Here is a 23,490-nt window from a genome sequence, read left to right on the forward strand (position 1 = left end):
AATCCATGCTCAAATACCCTGTGCTAAGTTTTATTTTGCTGGCGATTTTTAGCCTAAATGGGCAACAGGCACCGCAATTCAGCTTCAGTACCGTAGAAGCCACTAAGCAGCTCCCACAAAAAACCGTTCGGCAAATTTATCAAGATGCATCCGGTTACATCTGGCTCGTTACTCAAGAAGGATTAAATCGCTACGATGGTTATCAAGTCATTAGTTTTACCCACAACAATAACCAGGAAGACAGTATCAGCTCCGACAATATCCGCGCGGTAACCGAAGATCAAAAGCAAAGGCTATGGATAGCCACTCGAGATGGTGGTTTGAACCTGTTTCAACCCGCAAGAATGACTTTTAAAAGCTGGCTGGCCGAAAAAAGTCCATCTCCCCACTCGCCGCTTTCCAATCGCATTCAAACGCTTCATTGCGATCGTCAAGGAATGCTTTGGATTGGCTATCAAGATGGAAACTTCAGTCAATTCGATCCTGACAAACATATTTTTAATCATTATTTTATTGAGCGACTGCTTCCGCAACTCACCAACTCATCCACCATTTCTTCCATAAACGACGATAATGAAGCCGTATGGTTTGCTACGGATGGCAATGGATTATTGCGATTCGATAAACAGAGTAAAATGCTCTCAAAATATCCCAACAGCGCACAGCTCAACCTGTCAAGTGATCGGCTTTTACACATTTTAATCGATAAAAAAAATAATCTATGGATTGGATCGTACGATAACGGTTTGTTTCGACTCGATTCAAAACGTTCAAAACTCGATAACTGGCAACGGCAAGACAATCACCCCCAAAGTTTAGCCAACAACTTTATTCACTCAGTTTATCAAGACAAATACGATCGCATTTGGGTAGCAACCGAAGCGGGCGTCAGCATCTGGGATGGTCAACAGGGTTTTTATAACTTCAATACCGATAATGGACTCAGTCACAACAAAGTGTTTTCGATTCTGGAGGACTTAACTGGGTTACTCTGGTTTGGTACTTTTCATGGACTGAATCATGGTGTTGAAGTGCCTTTTCACTTCATTGAAAAAGGTTTAGCCAGTAATGTCATTATGGGATTTGCGCAAACGACCAACGCAAATGGTGATGCTCAAATTTGGGTTGCCAGTTATGGTGGTCTCACCCAACTCAACAATAATGGCGAACCACGCTTAATATTAGACAAAAACTCCACACCTGCCTTAAAAGATCCTCGAGTCATGACGGTGTTAGGTGATGGAAATTTTTTATGGTTTGGTATGCGAGGCTCTGGGTTAGGAAAACTCAACACGGTTACTGAAAAAATAGATTATTTTGCACACGACCCAGAAGAAAAAGGTAGCCTCAGTTCAAACGCCGTCACCAGTCTTCTTAAAGATCAATCTGGGAAAATCTGGGCGGGTACTTACGGCGGTGGACTCAACTATTTTTCACCGGATAAGAATCGTTTTGTTCACTTTTTACATGATGCGGAAACTCAAAACAGCCTCAACAGCAACAAAGTACTTGCAATTAAACAACTTCGCGATGATACGCTATTAATTGGAACGGATCGAGGTATCAACGTATTTGAGCCAAATGAACAATCCTTTAAGCGCATTGAGCATCAACCACAAAATAAAAAAAGTCTCTCTGCGCAAATGGCTTGGGCTTTCTATCAAGACGCGAATGGCAATGTATGGGTTGGTACCCAAGGTGGAGGCCTCAATTTTTGGCATCGCGACGATGTGCGAAAGCGCGCCAACCACTTCGAACACTTTAATCGCACCGAAGGATTGCCGAGCAGCCATGTGTATTTCATTACTGGTGACAATGCCGATTATCTCTGGTTAAGCAGTAACAAAGGTCTGAGCCGACTGTCACTAAGCGATAAGAAAATTCGAAATTTTGGAACCTATCATGGATTAAGAGACAGTGAGTTTAATTTTGGTGCTGGTTTTCGTGATGACCAAGGTACGCTTTTTTTTGGCGGAAACTCCGGCGTTGTGAGTTTCCGCCCGGAAAGAGTAATAGACAATAAACAAGCACCACCGGTCGTTTTACTTCGAATCAAAAAATTAAATGAGCAAGTCTGGTTCGATGTTCCCTATCAGCAATTGAAAGAGCTGGAGTTAACTCATCGGGACTATGTAGTATCGTTTGAGTTTGCAGCATTAGATTATAATGCGCCAGAACAAAATCAATACAAGTACAAACTGGAAGGATTCGATTCAGACTGGATTGAATTAGGACACCGACGCTTGGCTACTTTTACCAATTTGCCTCACGGAGGCTTTACGCTCAAAGCACAAGCCAGCAACAGTCAAGACGTATGGAATACCCAAGGGCTGTCGCTGCCAATAAAAGTATTGCCACCTCCTTGGAAAACCCATTGGGCTTATAGCCTTTACACATTAACCATTGCTTTAGTCCTTTACTCTATTTATCGGCGCTTCCGACTTAAGCGCGAGCAAGAAATTCAACAACGTATAAGACTCGAAAAAGAAGTTGCCGAACGGACCAAAGCGCTGCGTGAAAGCAACGAGCAACTTGAAAAAAGCATGGTCGAAACCGAAAAAGCACGCCAGGCAGCTGAGCAAGCCAGCATGGAAAAAAGCAATTTTCTTGCGGTCATGAGTCACGAAATAAGAACACCCATGAATGGCGTTTTGGGAATGTCTGAAGTACTATTGAACTCGAAGCTCTCTCCGAAACAATCGCACTTCGCACAATTGGTTTACCGTTCAGGCCGCTTATTACTCGACTTATTAAATAACATTCTTGACTACTCCAAGTTGGAGGCGGGCAAAGCCAGCTTAGAACATTTGCCGGTAAATGTTCGCGATTTGGTTGAAGATGTTTGTGACCTCTTCAGTGAAGCGGCACACAATAAAGATTTAAATATCAATCCGATAATTTATGCAAACTGTCCAACAGTGATTAAAGCGGATCCAGCTCGATTAAGGCAAATTCTTGCGAATCTTGTCAGTAACGCAATCAAATTTACTGAGCGAGGAGAAGTTAATCTTACTGTTGAAGCCGTGACGCACTCTGAACAAGATATGAATGCGGATGAGCAACTTCAAACCTTAATTTTTCATGTATCGGACACGGGCATTGGGATGGATGCCAAAAGTCAGGAAAAGATTTTCGAAATGTTTACTCAGGCGGATGTTTCAACGACGAGAAAATACGGTGGTACTGGTTTAGGCTTAGCAATTTGCAGACAATTAACGCATTTAATGAATGGGATACTCACTTTAGATTCAACACCGGGTATAGGCAGTACCTTTAGTTTACAAATTGAATTTCCGGTACTTGAAACAAAAGAGCAACTCGAAAACGACGACTTTGTCGATGTAAACGCTTATCTGTTGGGTATCGATGGTGGATTGTTCAACTCTCTGAACCAGATGTTAAAGCTGCTTGATATTAAATCTCATGCTGTTGATCATATTGATGAACGAGAAGCGCATAATCCAAAGGCTCTTTGGTTCAGCGAACTTTCTTTCGAGTCAAAGGTGAAAGCAAGCACAATAAACCCAGAACGATGGATTTGTTTATTGCCTTCATCTCAGTGGCTAGAGTATGAAGAATATAACGTATTAACCCTCCCTCCCCACTTTAAAAACTTACAGCAAATTCTTCGCAAGTCATTAGGGTTGTCTCATGAGGAACTTCACGAAACTATACCCACTCAACACAATGAGGCTATCTTCGACGCCACTGTTTTGGTGGCAGAAGATAGCCAAACCAATCAGGAAGTCGCGAAGAATATGTTAGGACTCATGGGGTGTCATTGTTTACTCGCAGACAATGGAGAACAAGCTTTAAAAGCGATAAATCACTCAATGCCAGACTTGGTTTTAATGGATTGCCATATGCCTGTTCTCGATGGTTATGCCACCACTCGAGAAATTCGTAAAAAGTGGCCTACACTTCCTGTAATTGCGTTAACGGCAGGAATGGGCGAATCATTACGACAAGAGTGTCTCGACTCGGGAATGAATGATGTCATGGAGAAACCGTTTACATCACAGCAGCTTGCGCAAATGCTAAGCCATTTCCTACCCATTCTCACCAATAGAAAAAAGGTAGTTAAAGTGGAAGTCAATCAGCCGACGAGTGAATTCAGTAGTGATTTAATCGATCGTAACACGCTCGAAATTATGCAACAAATGGGTGAAAAAAACGGAACACAATTAATGGCAAAAATACTAACCGCTTTTCAACAAGAAGCAAAAAGCATATCCGCCGATTTAACTCAATTATCACAAGATGAATCCGCAGAACCAGAAGACGTAAAGTTAAAAGCGCATGCTTTAAAGTCAATGGCTGGCAATGCCGGAGCAAAACGCCTTCATTTACTCTGCCGCGATCTTGAGTCAATGATAATGGAAAGCGACTCAGAAGATTGGCGCCAATTAGCCGCTCAAATAGAACACGTATTTAACGACAGTATAAAATCGTTGGAGCAATATCAAAATGAAAGGTCCAAGCCCCACTAAAATTTTAGTTTGCGACGACGACGTTACCGCTCGAATTTTTATGGTGGAAACTTTATCGGACGATGATATCGAAATCATTGAAGCGGAAAACGGCAAACAAGCGCTTGTTAAATTCAATGAACACACGCCGGATCTGGTTTTACTGGATGTTTCCATGCCCGTAATGGACGGATTTACGACGTGTGAGCGCATTCGCCAAAATCCAGAAGGAAAACATATTCCGATAATAATGGTAACCGGCTCCGATGATATTGTATCGATTCAAAAAGCCTACGCAGCAGGAGCAACCGACTTTATTGCAAAACCGATAAAGTGGCCGATACTCGGACAACGGGTTAAATATATATTGCGCGCTAGCCACGCCTTTTCTGAACTAATAACACAACAACAAGAACTTCATCAATTAGCGTTTTACGACAAGCTCACCGGACTACCTAATCGTCACCTGCTATTACAAGAACTGCATCGTTATTTATCGTTAGCCAAACGTAACCAATATCAGGCAGCAATGCTTTTTATTGACCTCGATAGATTTAAGCGAATCAACGATACCTTAGGCCATAGTCATGGCGATAAACTCTTACGGAAAGTCGCAAATCGACTGCAACAAAATTTACGCGACAGTGACATGCTTACTCGCTACAACGATCAGTCAGAGCCAGAGCTAGCTCGGTTAGGTGGCGATGAGTTCACCATCTTCCTGAGTCGACTAAATAATCAGGCGGAAGCCGCGTCAATAGCGGAGCGCGTTATTCTCAGTTTAAGCAAACCGTTTCAACTCGGACAATTTGAAGTGGTAATAACGCCCAGTATTGGTATTGCGCTGTATCCGGAAGATGGAGAAGATACCGAGTCTCTTTTAAAAAATGCCGATACCGCGATGTACTTCGCAAAGCAAAAAGGACGCTGCTGTTACAAGTTTTATCGAGACTCTATGAATGCAGAGTCAATGTTCAGATTACAACTTGAACAAGACTTACGACGAGCGTTGGATCAAGGTGAAATTCAAGTTTATTATCAACCGCAAATTTGTGCACAAAGTGGAAAAATGATAGCGGTAGAAGCACTTGTACGCTGGTGCCCACCCGATGGCAATATTATTTCTCCCGCAGATTTTATTCCTGTTGCAGAAGAAACGGGCGTTATTATTGAACTTGGTCAACAGGTAATGGAACAAGCGTGTATACAAGGCAAGCAGTGGTTTGATGCTGGAATGGAATTACGAGTAGCCGTGAATGTTTCTGCGTTACAGTTTAAACGTCCAGATTTTTCTCGCATGGTTCAGAAAGCACTTAAGGTTTCTGGTTTACCTGCCAAATTATTAGAGTTGGAACTTACTGAAACCGTAATCATGAGTGATGCCGGCGATAATATTGAACGGTTAAAAGAATTGAAACGATTGGGTCTCGCACTAGCAGTGGACGATTTCGGTACTGGTTACTCCTCTTTAAACTATCTGAAACGTTTTCCCATCGATACGTTAAAAATTGACCGATCCTTTATCTGCGACATAATGTCGGAGCCCGATGATAAAGCCATCGTTGATGCCATACTTGCTTTGTCGAGCAGCTTAAGATTAAGCGTAATTGCTGAAGGTATCGAAAACAAGGAACAGATTCAGGCGGTGCAAGGAGTAAACGAACTGCTTCTTCAAGGCTATTTGTTTAGTCGCCCTGTTCCTGCCGATCTTATTGAAGAGATATATAAGAGAGATTTCAAGGAGCAGATTGCCAGCAAATGAACAAGTCTGCATCACAAAGTGAACCATTGTGTAAAAATATCAAATCCATTGGTGTTCTGTTGGCGCCCGAGGTTGATCCCAATCACTCAAGTTTGGTCGAGCACTTTAATGCTATTGGCTGGCAACCGGTTTTTGAACCACTGCTTCGCGAAAGTACAATTAAATCCGGAATGATAATCCTTTGTCAAAACCTTCAACAACAAAAAGATGTAAAACAAGCATTTAACCTTCAGAACCGTTCGATAACTTGGCTCATTTTAAACGAGAGTCAAGACAATGAAATTAGTAAAGCGCCAAATACAATTTGTGATTGGCGACAATCGACAGTCCTTTCACAAGTACTAACATTATGTTCCGAAAACCAAACATTGCATGTTGCTCTAGAACGGCAAGAGCAAATATTATCTTTGCTCGCGGAAAGCCTTGGTGAAATGCTTTTGGTTTTATCCAATCAAGGTAACGTCATTGAGATAAACAGTGCACTTTGCACCCTATTAAATAAGTCAAAACAGGATATTCTGGGCAGTCATTGGAGCAACGCTTTAACCATTCCATCAAAGTCAGCCTTTAATCGAACCGATACGATATTAAAAGATAATATAAAAACACATTCATTAACTCGACTCCCTCCTTTTCCAATTGAAATAGAGCAACACGTTTTTATGGTCGATGGCATCGCTGGAACATTGAGAGGTAATCAATTTCAGCAAGAAACTCTAATAATATTACGAAAAGTTGCGGCTTGGCAAAGTGTTGAACAAACTGAACATGAAGCAGGTCCTCCCTTATCTCTAATGCTCATTACACCGGATGACTTTTCATCGTGTAATAAGTCTTATAGTAGAGAAATAGGCGATCAGATAATCAAAGAAATAGTATCCAATATTGAAAGTGTTATTCGCGAAAAAGACTTCGTGACACGCTTTAGTGGCGTGGTTTTCGCAATTCAACTCCCCGAGACAGATGCAAAACAAGGTCATGTTTTTGGCGAGCGACTCCACGAACACTTAAACAATCATGTCTACAGCCACTTAAAAATCAAACTAAACTTCAGCATCGGGTTTGCTACCCTAAACTCTAATGAGCAACAAGGAGAAAAATCACTTTTTGAATTATTTTTACGTGCCAATATGGCGTTGCAGGCCGCTCACAGTTCTGGTGGCGGACAATTAATTTGCTGGCGACCGGAGTTTGATGTAAATATTTTGGCTAACCTCGATCGCATGAGTGGTAAATACAGCGATGCAACAAGCGACGATTTTCGTTACATCATGCTTCAATGGGAACTTGTAAAGATTATTGGGCAAGCTCACGATCTTGACGCATTTTCTTATGAAGTTTGCAACCAACTTAAACATGGCCTGGATTGTTTGGAAGTGTCTCTCTTCGCGTTAGATGAGGGATTAGTTCGTTTTCTTTCAAACAGTAACCTTGTCAGCTGTAATTCCATTAAAACCAATCGTTCAAAAAGTAATGTTTCCAGTGACACATTCGCTAATTGTTTAACTGAGGAACAATTGAAAGTTGCGCAAGAGACAGCAAACCAATTAATTGTGCTTACTAAACCAGACTTTATAACGCTACCTGGTGATAATGACCCAAACGTCATTTCCTATTCAGTGCCATTAATTTATCAAGAAAAATACGTTGGCATGATATCACTTCAATGGTCGAATACAAACATGACGTTTGCAACAAAGTGCATTCCTTATTTAGAGCGAATAACACCCAATTTATCGGCCGCTCTGGAAAGACACAAAACACAACACCACGAAAAGCAATCTAAACCCAGTAATAATGAACCGGTAACGAACCAGTCTCGAAATATGGTTTATGAGTCCGGTGCAATGAAAGCAGTTGTCGAACAAATCGCACTGGTTGCACCAACGGATGCTTCGGTTTTAATTGTTGGTGAGTCAGGCACCGGAAAGGAGCTGATTGCTAAACAAATCCATAACCGAAGTTTACGTAATCAAGGTCCATTTATTACTGTCGACTGTAGCACGATAGTCGACCACTTAATCGAAAGTGAATTATTTGGTCACAGAAAAGGCTCCTTTACCGGTGCAATAAAAGACACGAGAGGACGCATACTGGAAGCCGATGGAGGCACTCTATTTTTAGATGAAATCGGAGAACTGCCTTTAGACATACAGTCAAAACTCTTGCGATTTGTCCAAGAGCGTACATTTATTCCTGTAGGTGACCAACGTACAAAACAAGTTGATGTACGGCTGATCTTTGCTACTAACAGAAATCTCGCTGATGAAGTGCAAGCCGGACGATTCCGTGGCGATCTATATTATCGTATAAATGTCTTCAATCTGGATATCCCGCCATTAAGAAAACGAGGCAATGACTCGCTATTGCTTGCGAAGCATTACACACATCTTTACGCTGAACAATACCGAAAACAGCGAATGGAATTGAGTCAGTCGGCTAGCGAAACCATATTGAATTATCCGTGGCACGGTAATGTGAGAGAACTCCAAAATGTAATGATGCGAGCCGTAATCTTATGTCAATCAAATACCATTACTCCCGAGCATATTAGAACAAATAACTTTTCCGAGGAAAGTGATGTTTCACTCAAACAAAGTATACCTAATGAGGTAAAACAAAAAACCAATCCTAATGCTAATTTAGATTCAACAATAAAAGAATTGGTTACTTATGCATGTGCTCAAAAAGAAGTATTACCACTTTCTCTTTGGCTGGAGTCATGCTTTCTTGAAGTTTGTTTAAAGCGCTGGAACAACCTTTATCAGGTTTCCAATCAATTAAATATTTCCGAATCCACATTAAGGCGAAGGCACCAAAAAGTCAGAGCAATGAAAACAATAAACCTCCCTCAAAATCTTGCCACCGCAATCAATGTGGAGCTAGAAGCCTTATTATCCAACAATATTGCAGAAAGCCCTTGGTCATATTTAGAGCATAAATTAATAAAGACAATATCTACAACAAGTCTAAATCAAAAACAACAAGCAAAATTACTGAATGTTTCTTTACCTACTTTGAGAAAAATCTTAAAGAAAAACGTTCATAACTCGAATATTTAATCGGAGCTTATTTTATTTTGAAAACTATATTCAGCATACTCGATAAATACTCGAACAAATATATTTGGTATTTAGCCTTATTTATGGTTTTAATTTTAACATTTTTAGCGGCTTTATATATCGAAACTATAGCTCTCGAGCTTTTCTACATATTCCCTATTACTATTGCTAGTTGGTATGGATCGAGAGCATCAGGCTTGCTCTTAGCACTTGCATCATCTGCATTATTACTTTTTATTAAAATATATCATGGTACGATTGAGGTAACTGCACTGTTACAATACACAATTCCTTGCCTATTATCCTATTCTGCACTTTCGATTCTTGTCACCAATTTTCGAAACGTTCATCGAGTTGAATCCGACGCAGCCGACACTGATAACCTTACTAAGATTAGCAATTCAAGAGGTTTTTATAGTGAGCTTGAAAACGAGTTAGTTCGCGCTTCTAGATATAAACACGTATTTTCACTGGTTTATTTGGATATTGATAATTTTAAGTATGTAAATGACTCTTTTGGTCATTCCGAAGGCGATCAACTGCTTGTTGAAGTGGCAAGATGTCTAAAAGAATCTCTCAGAGCAACAGACTCTGTTGCAAGGCTAGGGGGCGATGAGTTTGCTTGTTTATTACCAGAGACTGAGCAAATTGAAGCTAAAACAGCACTGACAAAAACCAGAGAACTATTGGAAAGTCGAATGAATATCAATGATTGGCCGGTAAGTTTTAGCATTGGTTTGGTAACCTTTGAAACCATGCCTACAGACATTAAAGAAGCGATGAAAGTAGCAGATGATCTTATGTACTCTGTAAAAAATAAAGATAAGAATAATATTTCCTATAAAATATGGCAGGGTAAAGTCTAAACTGTTATTGAGTTAAAGGCACATAATTGACATTGTTTTTTGTGCTTTTCTAGATATTTTCTTTGCACCTATACTTAACAGAGGCAATTTTGGGCATAGTTTGATTATCCTTTTTCAAATAGTTCATTCTTTGGAGAAAGTCGAGCTTTATGACACAGAATATCAATAGTCATACTAATGATGAAGAATCCACTAAACACAGTGCTGGTTTGCGGGTTGACCAAGAACTCCTCAGGGCAACTTTGCCTTTTGCCAAAGAATTCCGAAGTAAAAGTTGGCGACTGGTTTTATCCGTATTTACACTATTGTTAGCCTCTATGATTGGCGCAGGAGTAGCTCCTTGGCCATGGCTACAACTTATATTTTCATTGATGAGTGCGATGCTTATGGTACGGACATTCATAACCTTCCATGACTATATGCATGGTGCTATTTTGACAAACTCTTCTGTGGCATACTGGCTTTTTCGTGTTTATGGTGCACTAGTATTGGTTCCGACGAAAGCCTGGCGTAAGAGTCACAACTTCCATCATGGACATGTCGGAAAAATTGACTCCTTTGGCATTGGCACGTTCCCGATTATGACCACTAAAATGTGGCACGAAGCTTCTAAAAGACAACGTATATACTATCGATTGCAGCGTCATCCATTAATCATACTGTTTGGCTACTTGACAATATTCTGTATCAGTTTCTGCTTGTTACCTTTTATGAAAGAACCATTGAAACATTTCGATTCGCTAATCTCCTTATTATTGCATAGCGCAATCATCGCTGTACTCTGGTCATTTGGCGGATCAAGCACCGCTTTTTTTGTCATTCTACTGCCAATGAGCCTTAATTGTGCTTTCGGATCTTACTTGTTTTTTGCTCAACATAACTTCAAACGTATGACAATTGTTACACCCGAAGCTTGGTCGTATTATCGAGGGGCATTAAAGTCTTCCAGCTACTTGGAGTTGAATAAATTTATGCAATGGGTGACCGGTAATATTGGTTATCATCACATACACCATCTCAATGTTCGCATTCCGTTTTACCGTTTACCAGAAGCTATGGAAGCGATTCCAGAACTGCAAACACCGGTAGTTACGACCTTGGGGTTAGCAGAAATGTACAGTTGTTTTCAATCCAGTCTATGGGATGAAGAGTTGCAGCGAATGATTTCCTATAAGGAATCCAAACTCGTGTAATTAAACTAGGTAAACCAATGCGGTGTTATTGCCTATCTTTTATTGTTATTTACTCAAACGTTTGATTAATCGATATCTTGATTCATATGGGGACTTTGGTTGGAGCGAAGTTCAAAAGAATGGTGCCATAATATCGCGAACCCTAATAACGCAGAGAAAACAGATGCTGACAAAATACCCAGTTTTACCGAATTAATTTGATCAGGACTATAGGCTAAATTAGCTATAAATAGAGCCATGGTAAATCCAATTCCTGCTAATATTCCACCGCCAATAATCATTCGCCAAGTTAAGTCGTTCGGCAACAGTGCAATTTTCAACTGAACCGCAACCCAGCTAAATAGAAAAATACCAAGAGGTTTTCCCAACACAAACCCAAGAAAAACTGCCATCGATAACGAAATATCATAATGAATCTCCGTGAATGAAATGCCAGCATTTGCAAAGGCGAATAATGGCATTACAACAAAACCCACCCACGGGTGAAGTAATATTTCTAATCGTTCGACTGGAGAGAGTGCTTCTCTTGCTGCTGCTTCCGCCGTTTTTAAAGCTTTACGATCTGGAGTATTCCCACTCCAATGATTGCCAGGAGGATATGCAACTATACAATCCATTATTGTATGTAACCGATCATCGCTTACCCATTTACTGGTTGGTGTCATCAGCCCCAGTATCACACCAGTAACAGTAGCATGAATGCCTGAAGCGTCAACTGCCACCCATGTTATTCCGCCTATTATAAAAAACAGTGCGATACTTCGTATTCCAAGAAAATTCATTATTTTTACAACAATAAAGCCTGATAGTGCGAGTCCAATGGCTAACCAATTTAACTCTCTGCCATAGCCTATCGCAACAACGATAATCGCTCCAATATCATCCACAACCGCCAGCGACAACATAAATACCCGCAAACTTTTTGGTAGGCGTTGTCCCAATAGGGCCAAACAACCAATTACAAATGCAGTGTCAGTTGCCATAACGGTACCCCATCCCCCCTGGCCTAACTCACCATACTGAAAAAACAGATACACAAGTGCCGGTGCCAGCATCCCTCCTAATGCGGCAGAAATTGACAGCATCGCAAGTCGTAGATTACGCAATTCGCCCAATACCAACTCTCGTTTAAGCTCCAGTGCAATTAAAAAGAAAAATAAGGTCATTACGGCATCATTAATCCAGCCATGCACTGAACGCTCGAATTTAAAGGAGCCGATATTAATACCAATGGATATATGCCAAAAGTCAAGAAAGGAGTCACTGACCGCAGAATTTGCAAGAATTAAAGCCAGTACTGTAAAAAACAGTAGAACGACGCCCGCAGCGGCTTCGATTTGAACAAAACGAGTAATGGGTTGAACTACCCAGTCAATATGTTCTTTCGGCAGCTGAGTCGGATGCCCTCTTTTGAGGTATTTCACTTTTTGATTCCATTTCTCTCTATTGAAGGATCATTTTGTTTTAGGTTGGCGATATTGTGTTAAAAATCGATCTTTGCGTAATTAACCGAATCTTGTAGCGTTGCATACTGATATTTTTTGTAACGAAAAACAGATACTTGTTCATAAAAAATATTATAGCGGCTCATCATAGCCTTTTCATCATTAGTTAAATTCATTATCTTTTCTCCTGAGACTTAAACAACGATGCCAATAGTTTACTCTTGTTATAGTACTTATTAAGTTTGGATGTTATTTAACCTGTACGTTTAATCGCTTGCTTGATTTATTGAATGTCATTTAGGTATTTAAATAAATCGCTTTTTGTAGACAAAACCAATGTAGTATCGTTTGAAATTATTGTTTTATATGATTCCATCGTACGGCTAAACTCATACAGTTCAGCAGATTGTCGGTTTTGATTGTATGCTTGAGCATAAATTTCTGCAGCATTGGCATCCGCAATGCCCCTAATCTCTTCAACTTGTCGATAAGCTTCCGACTGTATTTTATTTAAATCCCGTACTCGGTCACCTCGAATTCTTGCAGCTTCTCCATTACCTTCCGACAAAAACCTCTCCGCAATTTGCCGTCGCTCACTAATCATTCGTTCATATATTTTGGGGCGTACACTCTCATTATAATTGATGCGTTTAAATCGAATATCGAGTAACTCAATACCGAACACCTTCACCTTTTCAACGGCAGCAAGAAAGATTTCTTGTTCCACCAGCTTTCGCCCTTTATTAATCGGTACTAATGTACCAACTTTCATATCGGACTCGATCTGACTTAAAAGTCCCTCATGCAGTGGCTCTCTATCTTTAGTTGTACGTATTATTTCTATAAGCTCATGTTTTGCGACTGCATTGCGAGTTTCGCTTCCCAATATATCGTCAAGTCGGGATTGAGCGCTTCGCTCGTCACGCAGTCGTAAAAAGTACTGCAGTGGATCAATAATGCGCCAACGCGCAAACAAATCAACGGATATGTAAAGCTTGTCTTTGGTCGGCATGTCTGACGGTTCTCCGTCCCACTCTAATATGCGCTTGTCGATAGCGTTCACCTCTTGTATATAAGGTAATTTCAAATTGAGACCTGCCTCGATAACCGGCTCACCTACTGGCTTACCAAACTGGGTAATGATGACTTGTTCAACTTCGCCGACGGTGTAAAGAGCACTTTTTAAAGTTATAATAGCCAACGCAAAAATTCCTAAAACAATTATCATTTTAAACGTGCTCATGGCTTTTCTCCGGTCACCCCTTTTAGATTAAGCAGTGGTAAAACGTTGTTTGTTCGTTCATCTATAATGATTTTTGATCTAATGTTTGGTAAAACCATCTGCATTGTTTCTATGTAGATCCTGCGTTTTGTTACTTCAGGCGCTTTAATATATTCAGCAAACAATGCGTTAAAACGAGCCGTATCACCTTGGGCTTCATTGATCCGTTTCAATCGATATCCATCGGCTTCTCTTATGCGTTGATCTTTTTCGCCTAATGCAAGTGGAATGACTTTATTGTAATCTCGGCGTGCTTCATTAATGAGTTTTTCTTTTTCCTGTTGTGCCTGGTTAACTTCGTTAAACGACTCCTGCACAGGCCTTGGGGGATTAATATTTTTTAACTGAACCTGATCAATACTAATACCCATTGTATATTTAGTTGATAGCACCTGCATTTTTGTCAACGCTTCGGACTCAATATCTTGACGACCCACGGTAATTACTTCGTCAACGGTGCGGTCACCTACCACTTCACGCATCACTGACTCAGAGACATAACGTAGCGTTTCGCTAGGCTCTCTCACTTCAAATAGGAATTTTACTGGATCAGAAATACGATATTGCACAACCCACTCAACCAATGCCGCATTAAGATCTCCGGTGACCATTTGTGTTTCTCGCACGCCATCATTTTTACGCGGACTTTGGTATGGGTCAGCTGCTCCAGGTGTAGAAAATCCAAACTCTTGTTTTAGTTGTCTCTTAACAGGCACTATTTTTGCCGAATCAATACCAAACGGCAACTTAAAATGGAGACCCGGTGGCACGTCATAAATGTATTTACCAAATCGTTGCACTACAGCTACTGAATCGCTAGGAACCGTATATAAAGAGGTCCAAATAAGGGAAGCAAGAAAAAAAAGGGCTAGGAGAATGATAAATATTGACGGGCTTCCACCAGGAAGAAACTTCTTTAAACGCCCAAAGCTTTGAGTGAGTATTTTATCGAGATCAGGAGGTGTTTTGTTTTCACCTCCCCAAGGAGAGTTAGGATCGCTATTATCCTGTGGCATAATATCGTTGCCTCTTAATTCAAGACAAAAGTCTTTGTCTCATACCTCTTAATGAGGTCAAAAAAATATAAATCAAGTCTGAATGATAAAAATGGCATCAATAATCTCATTAACTTAACAGTAATGGTATTCGTACACGAGTTATTTAGACTTTAATTCACGCCCCAAATTTATAGTATGTTGTAGTAATTATTGGTCAAGAATGATATTTAAACTCTATATCTACCATAATTAAACATTTAGGGTATATGTTTACTGTTTTAAACATCGTCACAAACTGTCGACATTCACCAAAACACCTTCGTTTGTAATCCAATACTAGATATTTTCGAGTCTTCTTTTAAAACATTTGGCTTACCCAAACATTAACTGACATTGATGCCCCAGGGCTACCGTAAAAACTTCCTGAGATCGGTGGTACCAATTCCGGTCGTCGAGCTACTGCAACGGCAACATGTTCAGCTCCAACGATAGTTCCTGATGTTGGATCAAATCCTTTCCACCCAGCACCCGGCAAAAACGCTTCGACCCATGCATGCGTCGATCCAGGTTGCAAAGTATTAAAATCTGAGAAAATATATCCACTGACAAACCGAGTTGCAAATCCAAGGTATCGTGCTGCCATCATAAAGAGATTGGCAAAATCTCTACAGGACCCAACCCGTTTTGCAACTGTAAATTCCGCTGTTTGAACACCTTCTTCGTCTCGACTAAAGTATTTGAACGTTTCAAAAATACGTTGATTTAAACGAAGCAATAGAGAAAATGCTTGAATTTTTTCTTCAGGATTCCATATACCATCAATCCAATTGCTTAACTCACTGTCTATTTTCCTAGACACTTTGAGATAAGCGGATAATGATATTTGGTCCTCTTTTTGATATGTAAACGGATAATCTAAAGCATAATCCGCAATTAAAAAATCATGCGGATTCAAATCGTATTTTTGAATAACAATTTCACTTTCAACAAATAGCATTTTCGTTTTGTGCTCAAATGAAGCGATTGCGATAGAGTTACCTTCCACATCCCGATACCAACGCAGTAATGAATTTGGGTAGACATTTAGTATTGATGATTCAATTCGTAACTCATGACCTTCTCGTGGTCGAAGGCGTAAAGTATGTGGCAACAATTCAACCAAATTTGTAAAGTCATATCGTGTTTGATGGATAATTTTAAATCGCTTCATTAATACAATGCTTAGCCATTATTGGCGTCCCAGTTAAGTAGTACAAATTAGAATTATCTACGCATGCATAGTATATCATGCTATATAAGAAATGATTCGAAGGTTACACGTCCAATAATAGTGAAACATCAGTTTGGGTAAGTTCTGGTAAAACGCAACTCTTTTATCATAAAGGTTTTTCTCAACATCTAATACGAACTAACTATATAAAAATCTTTTCTTATATTAGTTTAAATATAAACAAACTATGTCTTGTTTTTCTAAAAATCAACACCTCACTTTAATTTCAAAATGCCAAGATATGCTACTATTAACAAACGGCACCACGCCGTTTTTAACGGAGGTTAAATCACCATGAGCACCTGGATAATGGTTGCCGACAGCAGTCGTGCACGTATTTTAAGAGCCGACCCTTCCGACAACAGCTTGATAGAGCTAGAAGGATTTGTGAACCCTGAAGCTCGAATGAAAGAGCATGAACTTGTGTCGGATGCCCCCGGAAGCCACGGTGACAATGGTGCATTAGGCCACCACCGTATGGCTCAAAAAAGCAAAGCACGTGACAATGCTGCTCAAAAGTTTGCCCGAGATTTGGTGCAACGACTGACTCAAGGAATCGATAGGAAAGACTTCCATAAACTTTACCTGGTCGCAGCACCACAGTTTCTAGGAACACTGAGAACCCAGATACCCGATCGCATCAAAACGGTGCTTGCTGGAGAAATTGATCGTGATCTAACTGGGTTTAATGTACGCAAAATTAGAGATAGGCTGCCCAAATACCTTTAATGGCTATTCATTATGAATTAAGTAGCAGCATATGACAGGCCATTGTTATGACGAGCCGAAATGAATCCTTCACCTGCTTCATTAATGCAACAACCACTGGTGAAGCAACAACTCCTGTTAATCGTTGCTGCTTTAGGTCAAGAGCTGCATCCCGATAAAAACGGTTTTAGTCAGCTTACTATAAACAGCAACTTGGACGAGCTGGGGTTTGACAGCTTAGCTCGTGTAGAGCTGATTTCACGTATTGAAAGAAATTTTGAAATAAAATTACCTGAAGAGCTTTTTGCGAGTATCGAAACACTCAACGATATTTTTCTAGCAATACTTAACAATACCCATCAACCTCCTAAAATAAGTCAGCAAAGTTTAGCTCCATCACCTTTAGCAACCGTTTTAGATTCGCCAGAATTAGCCTCAACACTCATAGATGTTCTGGAGTGGCATCTCGAGAGACACCCTACTCGACCACACATCGAAATTTACCAAGATACCGGACACGGAGAGGTCATTACTTATGAGAAACTTGCCACTGCCAGTCGTCGAATGGGTTGGGGTTTAACAGAGTTAAATCTGTCACCTCGTGCACGCATCGCAATTATGCTACCGACTGGCCCCGAATACTTCTTCAGCTTTCTCGGTGTCATTCAGGCGGGCTGTATTCCGGTTCCAATTTATCCACCGATCCGAATGACTCAAATTGAAAGCTATATTCGACGACACCAGGTTATTCTTGAAAACTGTCGCGCAGAAGTTTTAATCACCACACAGCAAATTAAGCATTTTTCTCTGTTACTCAAATCCTTAGTTCCCAGCTTAAAGCAATTGGTGTCCATTGAAGACTTCGAACATTGCGATACTCATTCACTGCCAATACAAACGACAGCGGACAGTATCGCTTTTATACAGTACACATCGGGTTCGACTTCGGAACCGAAAGGTGTGCAATTAACGCACGCTAACTTGTTAGCAAACATTCGCGCTATGGGTAAAGCAATGAATGTTTCTTCACGCGAAGTCTTTGTCAGTTGGTTACCGCTCTATCATGACATGGGACTGATTGGTGCATGGCTGAGTATTTTTTATTTCGCCGCCAATTTAGTTGTCATGTCGCCATTAGCGTTTTTGACACGACCTCAACGGTGGCTTTGGGCCATCCACAAACATAAAGCGACACTTACGGCTGCACCCAACTTTGCCTACGATCTCTGTGTTCACAAAATCGAAGAAGAAGAGCTTAAAGGATTGGATTTAAGCAGTTGCCGTATGCTTAATGGTGCAGAGCCAATAATTCCTGATACCGTCCGAAACTTTTGCGACCGTTTTAAACAGTATGGATTTAAAGCTGAACACTATTGTCCTGTATACGGGCTAGCAGAAGCTTCAGTTGGCCTGGCTTTTCCTAAGGAAATCCAGGTACCCAAAATTGCAAAAGTAAACCGAACAAAATTTATGACAAAGGGCATCGCGGAGCCAGTAAGATCGAATAGTATCGATACTTTAGAGTTTGTTGCCTGTGGTTATGTACTACCCGACCATCAAATACGTATTGTTGACGATAACAACCAAGAGCTACTCGATCGCCACGAAGGACATTTACAATTTAAAGGACCATCAGCCACTCAGGGGTACTTCGAAAATCCGAGTGAAACAAAAAAGTTAGTGGCTGGAGATTGGTTAAATACGGGGGATCTTGCCTATATTGATGATGACCAACTTTACATTACTGGGCGTTACAAAGACGTCATCATCCGAGGCGGTCGTAATATATACCCTCACGAAATCGAAGAGGCAGTAGGTTGCTTAGCAGGTATTCGACGCGGACGCGTTGTTGTATGTGGTATATCACAAACGGGCAAACCGGAAAAGCTGGTAGTCATTGCCGAAACACGAGAAACGAGGACTAGAAAGCAACAAAAATTAAGACAAAAAATCAATCGAATTTGCATAGACCGAGTATCCGTAGGTGCTGATGATATCGTTTTAGCACCTCCTAACACGATTCTTAAAACATCCAGCGGAAAGCTTCGACGACAAGCTTGCAAAGCACTTTACTGTAGTGGGAAGCTGGGTAAAGCATCATCTCCTCTATGGTGGCAACTGACAAAAATTGCGTTTTCAGGTATATCACACCGCGCCCGTCAGTTTCTATCTCTCATCAAAAACCTATTGTATGGCAGTTATTGCTGGTTACTTTACTTAGTAACCGCTACTGTTGTCATTCCATTATTTTTTCTGATTAACTCGCGAACTTTACGAAAAAAAATCGCTGGTGCAGCTTGTCGTTTTTGTATTTACGCCTGCTTCATTAAATTTCAGATAAAATACGAGCAGCCGCTAAATCAAAAGCACAACTACATATTCGTGGCCAATCACAGCAGTTACCTAGACGCCTACTTTGTTATGGCGGCCTTACCCGTAGACTTTATATTTGTCGCTAAAGCAGAGTTAAAACAAAAAAAATTGATACGATGGCTATTGAATCGACTTGATGTTGAGTATGTAGAGCGCAGTGACGTGGAACACGGAGTTGCCGATACCGATCGCTTAACCAACACAACTCAATCATTATTTTTCTTTCCAGAGGGAACCTTTACTCGGTTTTCAGGACTCAATAATTTTCATTTAGGTGCATTTATTATTGCAGTTAAAAGCAATCGGCAAATAGTACCCGTAACCTTAAAAGGAACAAGGCAATTGTTACCGGAAGGCAGCTGGTTACCTAAACGCAACGCCATTGAAATAATCGTTCATCAACCGCTCACAATCGATGCTCAAGAAGACGATTGGAACACATCCAACCATTTAAAACTTAAAGCGAGAAATATTATACTGGCAGAAAGTGGCGAACCCGATTTGAGCAATTAGCGACGTTGCCACATTCTAACACTCTTTTTTTTGAAGCCACGCTCTAAGAACGTGGCTCTTGGTTTTCTTGCATATCTCCCATGGCAACCAATATTTTGCGCTCTCCCTTAAAAGGCAATCGAGCATGCGCCATAATCATATTGTCAAGCATGAGTAAATCACCTTTTTGCCAAGAAAACTTAACACAGCTGTCGTTATAAATTTGATATACGGTTAGTGCTTCTTCATCGGTAATTTCTGTTCCATCACCATAAAAGACATTCCTAGGCAACCCATCTTTTCCAAATAACGCAATTAAAGCTTCTCGCTCATCCGCATCTAAAAATACGGGGTGATGAAGTTGATATTGATTAAAAAATGTTGGCTCATCGGTTATAGGATGAATAAAGTCGCAGCGTACTTTTTTAGATATTTTCAAGCCATCTCCAGGCTTCCACTCGAACTCCATTCCATCGTCAATGCATCGTTTTTCAACTTCCGATTTTTCCTGAGTCTTAAAGAAATCTCTCCAATCAACATCTAATCCTTGAATGAAGTTTCTTACATAAAGTAAGCCTTTATTTTCAAATTTCCCTCTAATAGTCGCTGGTAATTTTTTATATATTTCTCGGCAGTCCACTATAGGTGTTTCCCCTCCTTTTTCGCTCGGTTGCACACAGGCAAAAAACTGCCGCAAAGGCCACTGATTCATATGCGAACTTTCATTGTGAAAATAGATTGTTTTATCTTCAGGATAAGGTGTTGATGAGTAAATTCGATTACTTCCCTTTTCCTCGGGTAAATCCGCGTAATTGGTAATTAACTTATTGCAGGCATTTTCTGCAAACGCTTGAAATCGCTCACGGTCGCCTAAATTAAAACCTCTAAATAAAGCAGCTCCGTGCTTTAATAGCATCTCATCAACAAGTGGTTTATTGACTGAAATCCAATTCAAAATATCAATATCATCAGATGCCGCTTCAAAGATCAAAGGATAATTTGATCCCGAGTGCACATAACATTTTACTTCATTCAACGCCAAGCCAATGCTTTCATTGATTAGATCATTCATAACACTTCCTAATTCAATACATGTAGTAAATTCGCTAAATCAGTAATATCTAGGTATCGCCAAGAATTGAAATGACGATACCTACCCAGTCTTTACTCATATCTTAATGCGAAAGACGGCTCATTTTTTAGATTACGTTTAATCGGTATAAATGCAGCAATTGCAATCATTAGAGAAACCAAAACAATAATGAGTGCAAATACGCCGATTGAAGCTAATGCTAGTTTAATATCACTGACCATATTATAAAGTACTATTCCAGCTGGCAAACCAAGCAAAATACCGATAACCAGTTGTTTTGAGCATAATTTAAGAAAATGCGAATACACATGACCATCATCCGCACCTAGAGCTCTACGAATGCCAATTTCTTGTGTTTTTTGAATTATCGTATTCGACATGATTCCATAAATACCACTAAACGCTACGAACAAAGAAATCGCAGTAAAGCAAAAGAACAATATTCCCATAAAGTTCGTGTATGAAAACGTTGCACTTTTAAAATGCTCAATGGTCCCGAGTCTTTCTGGTGCAATTTCAGGGTTAACTTTAAAGCCAACTCTGCTTAATATTTCACTTATTTGGTTTTCGGGTAATCCAGATCGAATCACCATGGTAATCCAGGGAGTTGGCTTTTGTTCATTACTGATAAAAACACTCGGTCTTTCAAAAGATTGCTTAATCGGCGGTCCATGAATAACCTTATTCGTCACTCCAACAATTGTGTACCATTCATTGCTGTCGTCATCGAGTCTAAATCGTGTGCCAATAACAGGGTTTCCGTTATTAATTTTCTCTGCAAAATTTTGAGAGACTACAGCGGATAATGGCGTTCCAATTCTATCTCTTGAGTCAAAAATTCGACCCTCAAGTAATTTAATATTGACATCTTTAAAGTAATCGTGAGATACCCTAACAATCGCCGCCGATGGATATGATGAGTTATCGCCATAGTCCGAAGTCTCTGTAGCTATACCAAAAACTCGAATCCAACGACTAACTGCTTCCATTTCAGTGAATGAAATTGCCTCTATTCCAGGCTCTTTTTCTAGCTCAAACTCTAAGTCTTTATAATATTGTATCAGCGCTTGATCGGTTTCAAATCCCGGCGGACGAGCGTCCACTTTAGAAATATAATAGTCTTCAAGTTGTAAGCCATAATTCGTTGTTAACTTATCTATTACTGAAATTACAATTGTCGTCGAGGGAAATAAAAGAGCGCATGCAAGCCCTACTTCAATAATGAGAATCGCGCTGCTCAACTTTACAAATTTTTTGCTCTTCGCCCCTCGCGTTCCTTCTCTTAATTTATCGGAAAAAGACTCGCCTGTCGCTTTCCAAGCGGGGAGAAATCCAGTAATAAAAGAAGTAAACACAATGACAACGATACCAACCGCGATCATCTCACCAGATAAATGTAAGTCCCACCAAGAAGGTGCTCCTTCATAAAAACTATTTCCTAGTTGAGTCAGTCCAATTTCAATTCCCCAGTCAGCAAAAAATAGCGCAAGGAGGCCGGATATCGTACAAATTAACACATTCTCAACCATCATTTGTCTGATCAATCTTCCTCTAGGTGCACCAAGTGACGCTCTAATTGCCGTTTCTCGGTTTTTTTCCAAGGCTCTAGAAAAAAGCAAGTTAATGGTATTCACGCAAGCCAAAAGAAAAATCAGCACGATACAAATTTTCATAGGAGAAATAAGGTGTGAATAGAAGTGGACAAAGCTTTTTTGCAGCGTCGTCACTTTAGCTGACGTATTCGCGCTTAGCTTTGGAAACGATTCTTTTATATTATCGGTAATCTGCTTTAAATCCTTTTCAGCAACTTCTTCACTGACATTTGGCTTCAATCTTCCATAAACAAAAACTCTTGGTTGGCTCGATCGTGCGCCATCGGATCGGAAGTTGAATGGAACAAATATTTTTCGCGGTCGAGGAAATTTAAAAGTAGATGGCATCACTCCAACAATTGTGTGAGTCACATTATTGATGCTCAATGTTGCACCGAGTATATCTGGAGAAGATGCGAATAAATTTCTCCAAACATCTTCATTCACAAGAGCAACGGGTTCAGCGCCATCTTTTGTATCTGCCTCTTCAATTAAGCGACCTAGAACGGGCTTCCCCTGAAAGACATCAAAAAATGTAGGGTCTACATATATGCCAAAGTTTTTTTCAACTCGGTCCGTTGTTCTAACATTAAAGTTTGCATATCGCCACGCCCCGAATACCTCGAAAGAGTTTTGGTACTGACGAAGATCTTCGTACTCCGCCAAGCTAAACGTTTCTCGATCAAAATTGTTCACAACTCTAACCCTTTCCCCGCCCTTAATATCAAGAGGTGCCATGATGGTTGTGTACAGGAAAGAGATCATGAAAATAAATAGAGCAAAACCAAAAGTCATTACCATTACGGTTAATGCAGTGAACTTCCAGTTTTTACCCATCGTTCTTAATGCGTAATTTAAATCACCTAATCCTTTCACTTGAATTCT

At 40.2% G+C, this 23,490-nt stretch carries 13 protein-coding genes; 7 read left to right on the top strand and 6 right to left on the bottom strand.

Annotated elements, in window-relative coordinates; all coding sequences use genetic code 11:
* Positions 1-5 precede the first annotated feature (5 nt).
* The 5 genes from ACTUJY_RS12675 (at position 6) to ACTUJY_RS12695 (ending at position 11,352) form a co-directional block, all read left to right on the top strand.
* Positions 6-4,490, top strand: coding sequence for a hybrid sensor histidine kinase/response regulator (locus ACTUJY_RS12675; protein WP_463616463.1), 4,485 nt, complete (start codon positions 6-8; stop codon positions 4,488-4,490).
* Positions 4,468-6,231: a two-component system response regulator gene (locus tag ACTUJY_RS12680; RefSeq protein ID WP_463616464.1), complete on the top strand. Its 1,764-nt coding sequence runs from the start codon at positions 4,468-4,470 to the stop codon at positions 6,229-6,231. The genes ACTUJY_RS12675 and ACTUJY_RS12680 overlap by 23 nt, the downstream gene beginning before the upstream one ends.
* Positions 6,228-9,293: a sigma 54-interacting transcriptional regulator gene (locus ACTUJY_RS12685; protein WP_463616465.1), complete on the top strand. Its 3,066-nt coding sequence runs from the start codon at positions 6,228-6,230 to the stop codon at positions 9,291-9,293. The genes ACTUJY_RS12680 and ACTUJY_RS12685 overlap by 4 nt, the downstream gene beginning before the upstream one ends.
* A gap of 17 nt (positions 9,294-9,310) precedes the next feature.
* Positions 9,311-10,159, top strand: coding sequence for a GGDEF domain-containing protein (locus tag ACTUJY_RS12690; RefSeq protein WP_463616466.1), 849 nt, complete (start codon positions 9,311-9,313; stop codon positions 10,157-10,159).
* A 149-nt stretch (positions 10,160-10,308) separates the two neighbouring features.
* Positions 10,309-11,352, top strand: coding sequence for a fatty acid desaturase family protein (locus tag ACTUJY_RS12695; protein WP_463616467.1), 1,044 nt, complete (start codon positions 10,309-10,311; stop codon positions 11,350-11,352).
* Between the two features lie 65 nt (positions 11,353-11,417).
* On the opposite strand, the gene nhaA is transcribed toward ACTUJY_RS12695, so the two are convergent.
* The 4 genes from nhaA to ACTUJY_RS12715 form a co-directional block, all read right to left on the bottom strand.
* Positions 11,418-12,776 (bottom strand): Na+/H+ antiporter NhaA, encoded by a 1,359-nt coding sequence (nhaA, locus tag ACTUJY_RS12700; RefSeq protein ID WP_463616468.1) that lies wholly within the window; start codon positions 12,774-12,776, stop codon positions 11,418-11,420.
* A 304-nt stretch (positions 12,777-13,080) separates the two neighbouring features.
* Positions 13,081-14,040, bottom strand: coding sequence for a protease modulator HflC (gene hflC, locus ACTUJY_RS12705; protein ID WP_463616469.1), 960 nt, complete (start codon positions 14,038-14,040; stop codon positions 13,081-13,083).
* Positions 14,037-15,095: an FtsH protease activity modulator HflK gene (gene hflK / locus ACTUJY_RS12710; protein WP_463616470.1), complete on the bottom strand. Its 1,059-nt coding sequence runs from the start codon at positions 15,093-15,095 to the stop codon at positions 14,037-14,039. Before hflK ends, hflC begins: the two co-directional genes overlap by 4 nt.
* 340 nt (positions 15,096-15,435) lie before the next feature.
* The gene (locus tag ACTUJY_RS12715) at positions 15,436-16,287 is read right to left on the bottom strand and encodes a transglutaminase family protein (RefSeq protein WP_463616471.1); all 852 of its coding nucleotides are present in this window, start codon (positions 16,285-16,287) and stop codon (positions 15,436-15,438) included.
* Between the two features lie 354 nt (positions 16,288-16,641).
* Here ACTUJY_RS12715 and ACTUJY_RS12720 point away from each other — a divergent pair, with 354 nt between their 5' ends.
* Both ACTUJY_RS12720 and ACTUJY_RS12725 read left to right on the top strand, forming a co-directional pair.
* A complete protein-coding gene (locus ACTUJY_RS12720) occupies positions 16,642-17,076 on the top strand; it encodes a host attachment protein (RefSeq protein ID WP_463616472.1) in 435 nt (144 codons plus the stop codon).
* 60 nt (positions 17,077-17,136) lie between these two features.
* Positions 17,137-19,941, top strand: coding sequence for an AMP-binding protein (locus ACTUJY_RS12725; RefSeq protein ID WP_463616473.1), 2,805 nt, complete (start codon positions 17,137-17,139; stop codon positions 19,939-19,941).
* 43 nt (positions 19,942-19,984) lie between these two features.
* Here ACTUJY_RS12725 and ACTUJY_RS12730 read toward each other — a convergent pair whose 3' ends face one another.
* On the bottom strand, positions 19,985-20,956 hold the full coding sequence (locus ACTUJY_RS12730) for a TauD/TfdA family dioxygenase (protein ID WP_463616474.1): 972 nt from the start codon (positions 20,954-20,956) through the stop codon (positions 19,985-19,987).
* 128 nt (positions 20,957-21,084) lie between these two features.
* Complete coding sequence (locus ACTUJY_RS12735) at positions 21,085-23,481, bottom strand: ABC transporter permease (RefSeq protein WP_463616475.1); 2,397 nt, start codon at positions 23,479-23,481, stop codon at positions 21,085-21,087.
* Positions 23,482-23,490 lie beyond the last annotated feature (9 nt).

This window comes from Pleionea sp. WD8-19, assembly GCF_055326765.1.